This window comes from Nitratidesulfovibrio liaohensis (assembly GCF_011682075.1).
Lineage (GTDB): Bacteria > Desulfobacterota > Desulfovibrionia > Desulfovibrionales > Desulfovibrionaceae > Cupidesulfovibrio > Cupidesulfovibrio liaohensis.
Genome location: NZ_VSMK01000026.1, coordinates 1 through 9109, shown reverse-complemented (window position 1 = coordinate 9109; position 9109 = coordinate 1). Strand labels below are relative to the sequence as shown.

Annotated in this window: 6 protein-coding genes and 2 pseudogenes; 2 read left to right on the top strand and 6 right to left on the bottom strand. The window is 67.1% G+C overall.

The features are described 5' to 3' along the window. The 5 genes and pseudogenes from ilvD to FVW27_RS21100 all read right to left on the bottom strand — a co-directional run. The coding region (gene ilvD / locus FVW27_RS01305; RefSeq protein ID WP_167122063.1) for a dihydroxy-acid dehydratase at positions 1-1418 on the bottom strand (1418 nt) is incomplete at its 3' end. Between the two features lie 306 nt (positions 1419-1724). Further along, entirely contained in the window at positions 1725-2627 is a 903-nt protein-coding gene (locus FVW27_RS01300) for a cell division protein FtsX (protein ID WP_167122061.1), read from the bottom strand. A 155-nt stretch (positions 2628-2782) separates the two neighbouring features. Further along, a pseudogene (gene ftsE / locus FVW27_RS01295) lies at positions 2783-3472 on the bottom strand (cell division ATP-binding protein FtsE); the annotation flags it as partial. Between the two features lie 184 nt (positions 3473-3656). After that, positions 3657-5987, bottom strand: a complete 2331-nt coding sequence (locus FVW27_RS01290) for a vitamin B12-dependent ribonucleotide reductase (protein ID WP_208294558.1) — start codon at positions 5985-5987, stop codon at positions 3657-3659. A gap of 551 nt (positions 5988-6538) precedes the next feature. Further along, positions 6539-7258 (bottom strand): MerR family transcriptional regulator, encoded by a 720-nt coding sequence (locus FVW27_RS21100; protein WP_167122057.1) that lies wholly within the window; start codon positions 7256-7258, stop codon positions 6539-6541. 265 nt (positions 7259-7523) lie between these two features. Between FVW27_RS21100 and FVW27_RS01280 the strand changes: the two genes are divergently transcribed. Next, positions 7524-7811: an HU family DNA-binding protein gene (locus FVW27_RS01280; RefSeq protein WP_167122055.1), complete on the top strand. Its 288-nt coding sequence runs from the start codon at positions 7524-7526 to the stop codon at positions 7809-7811. Positions 7812-8006: 195 nt separating this feature from the next. Here FVW27_RS01280 and FVW27_RS01275 read toward each other — a convergent pair whose 3' ends face one another. Further along, positions 8007-8708, bottom strand: a complete 702-nt coding sequence (locus tag FVW27_RS01275; protein ID WP_167122053.1) for a C40 family peptidase — start codon at positions 8706-8708, stop codon at positions 8007-8009. A gap of 159 nt (positions 8709-8867) precedes the next feature. Between FVW27_RS01275 and FVW27_RS20735 the strand changes: the two are divergent. Further along, positions 8868-9109, top strand: a pseudogene (locus FVW27_RS20735) (hypothetical protein); the annotation flags it as partial.

Below are 9109 nucleotides of genomic sequence, written 5' to 3'. Positions count from 1 at the left end.
GTGCCGCCGCTGAAGCGGCCGTCGGTGATCAGGGCCACGTCCGCACCCAGGCCCATGCCCGCGATGGCGGCGGTGGGCGACAGCATCTCGCGCATGCCGGGGCCGCCGCGCGGGCCTTCGTAGCGGATGATGATGGCGTCGCCCTTGCTGATCTTGCCGCCCATGATGGCGGCGTGGGCTTCGCCCTCGGAATCGAAGACGCGGGCCACGGCCTCGCGCACCATCATTTCCGGCGCCACGGCGGACTGCTTGACCACCGCGCCCTGCGGGGCCAGCGAACCCTTCAGGATGGCGATGCCGCCCTGCGCCGAATACGGAGCGTCTACGGAATGTATTACGTCCGGATTGAGCACGCGCGCGTCCAACTCGGCCAGGTTTTCGGCCAGGGTCTTGCCGGTGACGGTCATGACCGAGGTGTCCACCAGCCCCTTCCTGGTCAGTTCCGCCATCACCGCCGGGATGCCGCCCGCGGCGTGCAGGTCCTGGATGTGATGGTGCCCGGCCGGGGAAAGCTTGCACAGGTTGGGGGTCTTGCGGCTGACCTCGTCGAAGATGTCCAGCGTCAGGTCCAGCCCGGCCTCGCCGAACACGGCGGGCAGGTGCAGCACCGTGTTGGTGGAGCCGCCAAGGGCCATGTCCACGGCCACGGCGTTGGCCACCGCGCGCGGGGTAACGATGGAGCGCGGGGTGATGTTCCTTTCCAGCAGCTCCATCACCTTCATGCCCGCGTGCTTGGCCAGCCGCACGCGCGCCGCCGTCACCGCCGGGATGGTGCCGTTGCCCGGCAGGGCAAGGCCCATGGTCTCGGCCATGCAGTTCATGGTGTTGGCCGTGAACATGCCCGCGCACGAACCGCAGCCGGGGCAGGCGGTTTCGGTCATCTCGTCCAGTTCGGCCATGGTCATGTCGCCGCGCTGCACGCGGCCCACGGCTTCGAACACGCTGATCAGGTCGGTGCGGCCCGCCAGCGTGCCGCCCGCCAGCATGGGGCCGCCGCTGACCATGATGGACGGAATGTCCAGCCGCAGCATGGCCATGAGCATGCCGGGCACCGACTTGTCGCAGTTGGGGATGAACACCAGCGCGTCAAACGGGTGCGCCGTGGCCATGATCTCGATGGAATCGGCAATGATCTCGCGCGACGGCAGCGAAAAATGCATGCCCTCGTGGTTCATGGCCAAACCATCACAGACCGCAATGGCCGGAAACTCCATGGGCGTGCCGCCTGCCGCGCGGACCCCGGCCTTTACCGCCGTGGCAATGGTGTGCAGGTGCACGTGGCCGGGCACCACCTCGTTGGCAGAGTTCACCACGCCCACCAGAGGGCGCTCGATCTCCTCGCGCGTCAGCCCCAGGGCATGCAGCAGCGAACGGTGCGGGGCCTTCTCCAATCCATGGGTCATCTTCTTGCTGCGCATTGTCTGCGTCCTCTTGTTTGCCGAGAGTGCTGTTTTTGCGGGGGAGAGGAGGGGAGCTTTTGGAAAAGCTCCCCTCCTCTCCCCCGCACCCCCTCTCCACCCCGCAAAACTTTTATTTGGTCAAAGTATGACGTGTTGGCGGGGCGATGAAGATTTTGAGGCAGCTGTGAACGAACGGCGTAAACCCAAATAAAAAGTTTTGGGGATGAGGGGATGGGGGGCCGGGGGAAGGGGAGAAGGCCCTTTTCCAAAAGGGCCTTCTCCCCTTCCCCCGAAAGTGCCTTGGATTCTGAAAAACATGTACCCCTAGCGGCTGCGGACGGCAATCCAGCTGCCCAGAATGCCCATGAGCACGGGCACGGCCAGCAGCAGGGCGGCCTGCTCCGGCGGGGGCAGGCGCAGTTCCAGCAGCAGGGGCGGCACGTTGAGCGCGGTGCGGAAGCGCCAGTGCACCACAAGCAGCAGCAGGCAGGCAAGGCCTCCGCCCAGCAGGCCTTGCAGCGCGCCCGCCACCATCAGGGGCAGGCGGATGTACCAGTTGCGCGCGCCCACCAGTTGCAGGATTTCGATTTCTTCCCGCCGGGTGGACAGGGTGAGCCGCACGGTGTTGCCCACCACCAGCGCCAGCACGACGCCCAGAAAGCCCACGGTGGGCCAGATGACGAAGCGGCTGGCGGCGCGCCACGCCTTGCCCAGTTCGTCGCGCAGGGGCGAGGCGGCCACCCGCTCCACGCCGGGCATGGCTTTGAGAAAGGTCTGTGTGTCGGCGGCCCACTTTTCGGGGTCGGCCTCGCGCGGGGCAAAGGTCAGCAGGGCGGTGGGCGGCAGGGGGCTTTTGCCGGACAGAAAGCCCATGTCCAGCGCGGGCAGCCCGGCGGCCTGCCCGGTCGTCTCGCCCATGCGGCGGGCCAGCGCCGTCAGCGCCTCGTCCGGGCTGTAGGTTTCAAGGCTGGCCAGCCACGGCATGTGACGCAGTTCTTCCCACTGCCCGCGCACGTGGGCCATGTCCGTGCCGGGGCGCCAGTACACCTGGTACACCGTTTCCCCGCGCGAGGCGCTGAGCTCTGCGTCCACCGTGGCCAGCGCCATCAGCAGCAGCCCGGACAGAAAGACCACCAGTGTCACCGCCGCCATGGACAGCAGTTGCGCCCACGGATGCAGAAAAAGGTCGGCCACTCCGCGGCCCAGCAAGCGGAAAAAGGTGCGCATCAGAGTGACAGCCTGCCGTCGGGATTGCCGGGGGCGCCGGAGCCGCTGTTGTCGTCGCCGGAACTGCCGGAATTTCCCGAACCGCCGGGAATGCCCGGCGCGTCCAGCCCGCAGGGGTCCGGGCCGTTTCCGCCGCCGCCCAGATGCAGGCCGCCGTCGGCGCAGCGGAACACCTCGCCCCCCGGCCAGTTGGCGTGGGTGATCATGCCATCCTCCAGCCGCAGCAGGCGCGCGTCCGGGTGGCGGCGGATCAGTTCCGGGCTGTGCGTGGCCAGCACCACGGTGGTGCCGTAGGCGTGGAACTGCATGAAGATGTCCATGAGCCGCAGCGACAGTTCCGGGTCCAGGTTGCCGGTGGGTTCGTCGGCCAGCAGCACCTGCGGGTTGACCACGATGGACCGGGCCACGGCCACCCGCTGCTGCTCGCCGCCGGAAAGTTCGCCGCCGGGCGTATCCAGCCGATTTTCCAGCCCCAGCGCGCGCACAACGGCGCGCACCCGTCGTCCGATATGCTGCGGCGCAAGGCCGCGCACTTCCAGCGGCAGGGCCACATTGGCGTACACGCTGCGCTCCGGCAGGATCTTGAAATCCTGAAACACCACGCTCACCTGCCGCCGCAACAGCGGCACGGTGCGCCCGGAAAGGCGCGTCAGGTCGAAGCCCGCCACCGACGCCGCGCCGCGCTGCACCGGCAAGGCCCCGTGCAACAGGCGCAGCAGGGTGGTCTTGCCCGCGCCGGAAGGCCCGGAAAGAAACAGGAATTCGCCCTTTTCCAGAGAAAAGGACACGTTCTTCAGCGCCCAGTGCGCGCCGAAGGAATGGGACAGGTGGCTGATCTTGAGCATGCTGGTCGCATCAAAGCAAAGCCCGCGCGACATTGCAAGGGCCAAGGGGCAAGGGGCGTGACCGGATGAAAAATATGGGGGAGAGCCCAAATGAAAAGTTTTGGGGGGTGGGGGTGCGGGGGAGGAGACCCTTTTTCAAAAGGGTCCCTACCCCGCAAAAGCGAGGTTGCCGGATACTCTTATCCTACCCGCACTTGGTGAACCCGCAGCCGGGGCAGATGTAGCAGCCTTCCTGGAACACCAGGTCTTCGCCGCAATCGGGGCAGCGTTGCTTGTCCAGTTCGTTCACCGGGCCGTGGGGGGGCAGTTCGCCCTTCAGGTAGCGGTTTTCCAGCACCCACGAGATGGCGTCGGGGATGGACAGCAAGAGGCCCTTCTTCTGAAACACCGGGTGCTCGCCGCCAATGCCCTTGAGCTGCTGGACGATGTCCCGCACCTCCACGCCGGAGCGCAGGGCCAGCGACACCAGTCGACCTATGGCCTCGGCCTTGGCGGTGATGGACCGGCCCGACTTGCCGATGGTGGCGAACACCTCGAAGGGCTTGCCGTTGGCTTCGTTGACGGTCAGGTACATGGCCCCCAGGCCCGTGGGCACCTTCTGGGTGAAGCCGTAGACGATGTCCGGGCGTTGGCGCACGGCGCTCTTGTGGTCGCCGTCGTCCTTGCCTTCGTCCTTCTTTTCGCCCTCGCCGGTGCACAGTACCTGCACGGACTTGCAGCCGTCACGGTACACGGTGACGCCCTTGCAGCCCTGCTCGTAGGCCATCCAGTAGATGGACCGGATGTCGTCGATGCTGGCGGAGTTGGGCAGGTTCACGGTCTTGGACACGGCGTTGTCGGTGTACTTCTGGAAGGCGGCCTGCATGCGCAGGTGCCACACCGGGGCGATGTCCATGGCGGTCACGTACACCCGGCGGAGGTCTTCGGGCAGGTGGTCCATGGCCTGGATGGAACCCTTTTCGGCCACGGCTTCCATCAGCTTCCTGCTGTGGCTGCCGGTGTCGCGCAGGGCCGCCTCGAAGTGGGGGTTCACCTCCACCAGCCGTTCGCCGTCCATGACGTTGCGCGAAAAGCACAGCGCGAACAGCGGCTCGATGCCCGACGAGCATCCGGCGATGATGGACAGGGTGCCGGTGGGCGCGATGGTGGTCACCGTGGCGTTGCGGTAGGGGCCCATGTCGCGTTCGGCAAAGGTCGATTCCGCATAGGCCGGGAAGGGCCCGCGCTCCTTGGCCAGCAGCTTGGAGGCGGCGCGGCCCTCGTCCTGCACGAACTGCATCATCCGTTCGCCAAGGCTGATGGCTTCCTGGCTGTCGTAGGGAATGCCCAGCTGGTACAGCAGGTCGGCCCAGCCCATGACGCCAAGGCCGATCTTGCGGTTGCGGTGCACGGTTTCGGTAATGCGCTCCAGCGGAAAGCGCGAGGCGTCGATGACGTTGTCCAGAAAGCGCACGCCAAGGTGGATGACCCGCTTCAGTTCCGCCCAGTCGATGGCCTTTTCCGGCGAGGGATGGGGCAGGGCGCCGTCCTTGGGAGCGGGTGCCGTGGCGGTGCCGGGCACGAAGAACGCGGAAAGGTTGATGGACCCCAGGTTGCACGCCTCGTAGGGCAGCAGGGGCTGTTCGCCGCAGGGGTTGGTGGATTCGATCTCGCCCTGCTTCGGGGTGGGGTTGTCGCGGTTGATGCGGTCCAGGAACACGATGCCCGGGTCGCCGCTTTCCCACGCCTTCTGCACCAGCATCTCGAAGACCTTGCGGGCCTTCAGCCGTTCGCGCACCTGGCCCGTGTGCGGGGCCACAAGGTCGTATTCCTCGTCGGCTTCCACGGCCTTCATGAAGGCTTCGGTCAGCCCCACGGACAGGTTGAAGTTGTTGAATTCGCCGTCGCGCTCTTTGGCGCGGATGAATTCGATGATGTCCGGGTGGTCGATGCGCAGGATGCCCATGTTGGCCCCGCGCCGGGTGCCGCCCTGCTTGATCTGCTCGGTGGCGGTGTTGAAGATGCGCAGGAAGGACACCGGGCCGGAGGCCACGCCGCCGGTGGAGCCCACGCGCGCCTCCTTGGGCCGCAGGCGCGAAAAGGAAAAGCCCGTGCCGCCGCCGGATTTGTGGATCATGGCGGCGTGCTTCACGGCGTCGAAGATTTCCTCGATGGAGTCGCCCACGGGCAGCACGAAGCAGGCGGAAAGCTGTCCCAGTTCCGTGCCCGCGTTCATCAGGGTGGGTGAGTTGGGCAGGAACTTCCAGCCGGTCATCAGGTCGTAGAATTCGCGGGCCAGCGCGTCCGCCTTGTAGGGCGATTTCTTGTACTTGCCTTCTTCGGCGGCAATGGCCCCGGCAATGCGCCAGAACAGCGTGCGTGCGTCTTCCTGCGGGGTGCCGTCGGGGCCCTTGCGGTAGTACCGCTTGGCCAGCACGACCTTGGCGTTGGGGTTCAGGGCCACGTCGGGCAGGGCTTCGGGCGTGGCGGGCGGGGTGGGCAGAGTGGACTGGGGCTGGTTCGCTGGCGCTGTCATGTGGCTGTTTTCCGATGATATTTTTATAATGTGCTGAATTGCAAGGCGATTTTTTTCGTGGGCGCAGTTGTGACCACTCCGTGGTGTAACCCGGCCCGACGAGAAAATCCAGACTCTAGATTTTTTCCACAGTCAGTCGGTGAAAACGCCAACGTGGCGTGGGTACAGGGCGCGCGTATCGAAATACATTATGATGTCATTTCGTAATACGACATAATGGGCCGTAATCACGGGCGGAAAAAAAGATGCAGCAAAGCGGCGGGTGGGGAAAACGAAGGGGACAAGGCCGCAGAAGTGGTGGGCGCGATCAGGCAGGAAGGCGGGGGGGTGGGCCGGGGGCTGCGCGTGCGCGGGGTATCCTGCGGGCGGGGTCTTGCGCGTGGAAAGGCATGTCGGACGCGTGGCGCCCGGGCGCAACGGTGCTGTCGGCACCTTGGCTGCGACGCGCGCCTGCGCTGCGTGTCACGTTGCGTGCCGAGGGTCGTCGGGGTCGCGTGGCTGCGCGGTGTGGCCGGGCGACGGTGTGGCTGCGTGGCCGGGCGGTTGGTCGACTATGCCTGGTCGCGCACCCGCTGCCGTCGGTCCGCGATGACCCGGCCCAGCCAGTCGCGCAACTGGTCCAGGTCCTGCTGGTGAATCTTTTCGGAGGAATCCAGCAACAGGCGCAGGGTTTCCACATCCTTGCGGATGGAGCCCACCTCGCCTTCGGCGGTGCGGGCAAGGTCGGCCAGCAGGTCGATGGCCGACTGCCGGGCCGCGAGGGTGGACAGGGCGGCGGCAATGGTGTCCAGCGCGCGGGTCTGGTGTTCGATGAGCGCGTACAGCGCATGCCCCGGCTCCACGCCGCCCATGGGCATTGGCGGAACAGCGGGTACGCCGTCCGGTACGGGTACCGGTTGTACGGGCTGGGGCGCGGCACTTGCGGTGGGGATTGTTGCGGAAGCGCCGTCCGCAGTGTTGCCACGGGACGGGGCCGGCTGGGCGGCGGCATTGCGGGGAAAACGCCGGGCCAGGATCGCCTCCACCGCGCTTGCGGTGCGGGCGGTGTGCATGGCCTCGATGATGGCTTCGATGATGGTCAGGGTATCCGCGCGGTAGCGGCGGCGGCGCCCGTCGCCCACGGTGGGCATGAACGCCGCAAAGCGCTTGCAGTAGTAGCGTGCGGTGGATTCCGGCAGGGAGAGGCGGCGGGCGATGTCGGCTATGGTCAGCAGGCCGTCGTCGGAAGGCGGCGCGGGCTGTGCGGAATCGCGCGGCAGGGGGCTTGGCATGGTGTGCTCCCGTGGCGTTGTGGCGGATGCGCTGCCCTTGGCATGCGCAATGCCTGTTGCTCTGGGGCCGTGTGCATCCCTTCTCCTATACGCAATGCGAATCAAGCGCAACAGACCGGGGAACGACGGAGGAGAACCGCGTGTATCCTTGATTTGCGGGCCGTGAAACGATTGACAAGAAAACGAGGTCACTGCATAGGGTGGAACATGCTGACCGTGGTTTGGTTACGGGGGGAAATCCGCATAGCGCAAGGAGGACATCCTGATGTTGACCAAGGCTGAATTTGTTGCCGCCCTCAAAGAGGCGCTGCCCGACGTGTTCGTGACCAAGGTGAGCGCCGAAAAGGCGTATGATGCGTTCTGCCGCGTGCTCGCCGATGGCGTTGCCAACGGCGCAGGCGTGCGTCTGCCCGGCGTGGGAGCGTTCTCGGTCACCGAGCGGGCCGCCCGCACGGGCCGGAACCCCCAGACCGGTCAGAGCATTTCCATTCCGGCCCGCAAGGCCGTGAAGTTCATGGCCGCCAAGACCCTTGTCGACGGCCTGAACAAGTAGCATTCACGCGTCCGGACGCGAACGGCCGCATCCTTCGGGGTGCGGCCGTTTTCTTTTGGGAATGCGTGGCGTGCCGCGCCATGCTCTTGTGGGGCGCGGTGGGCGGCGGCCTGCAGTGCAGGATGCGCGGGCGCCTGGCCCGGCGGAATCGGGCCACAAGGAGTCGGGCTGGAGACAGTCGGGCCGGGGCGGGTCTCAGGGCTGGCTGGCGGCGGGTTGGTCCGCCGGGCGCAAGATGCGCCGCGCGGCAAGGAAGGCGCGTTGCCAGTACTGCACGGTCAGGCTTTCCTCGCGCACGGTGCCGCCGGGCTTGGGGCTGTGCACGAATTGCCCGCCGCCGGTGTAGATGGCCGTGTGCAGGCCCAGCGGGCCTGACCCGGTGCGGAACACGATGATGTCGGCGGGGCGCAGTTCGTTGCCGGGGGGGACCGGGCTGCCGCAGGCGGCCTGCTCTTCCGTGGTGCGCGGCAGGTTCACCCCGTGCTGGTAGAAGGTCCACCACACGAAGCCCGAACAGTCGAACCCTTCGGTCGGGGTGCGGCCCCCGTTGCGGTAGGGCACACCCAAGGCGGAGCGGGCGGTGTGCACCAGCGCCTGTGACGGCGCGGACGGCGCCTGCTGGCGGATCTGAGGTTGTGCGTCCGGGGGAATGGCGATCTGCTGCTTGCCCGCGCAGCCCGCAAGTGCCACAACGGACAGCAGCAGGACGGCCAGCGCGGTCCATCGTGCGGCACCCCGGTGGGCTGTCCCCGTGGCCGTCTGCTGACCGACCTGGGCATGGCCGTGCCGATGGGCGCAATGCTTCGCACCGCGCGTTCCGGCACGTTGCGGAGTGGCGGTGGCAATGCTGTCAGGGTGCGCGCGCCGGTTCATGTCGGCGGAGTGTGCGGGGCGCATGGCCGCCCTGTAGCATGAAATCCTGCAAAAGCCCATGCATGCGGAGGGGCGATGGCCGACGGAACGCGGGACGGATGCACGGAATGCCGCGACGGCGCGGGAGCACGGGAGCGTGCGGCGGGACACGGGCGTCCGGGATCGCCGCAGGAGGTGCTTGCCGTGCCTTCGGACCGTTGCCCGAATCTCCCGAATCATCCGGATTGCCCGGATTGTCCGGACCATCTTGACCCCACGGACCCCACGGGGGCCGCCGGTTTCGCAGGCCCGCCGGACAGGGCGCCCGTTGCGGCCTTCCGTGCGCAGCCCTCCGCCGCGTCCTTTCCCCTGCGCGATCTGCTGCCCGTGGTGATGGAGGCGGGCCGGGCCATCCTGCACTGGTGCGGCGGAGCCGCCCCGCGCAC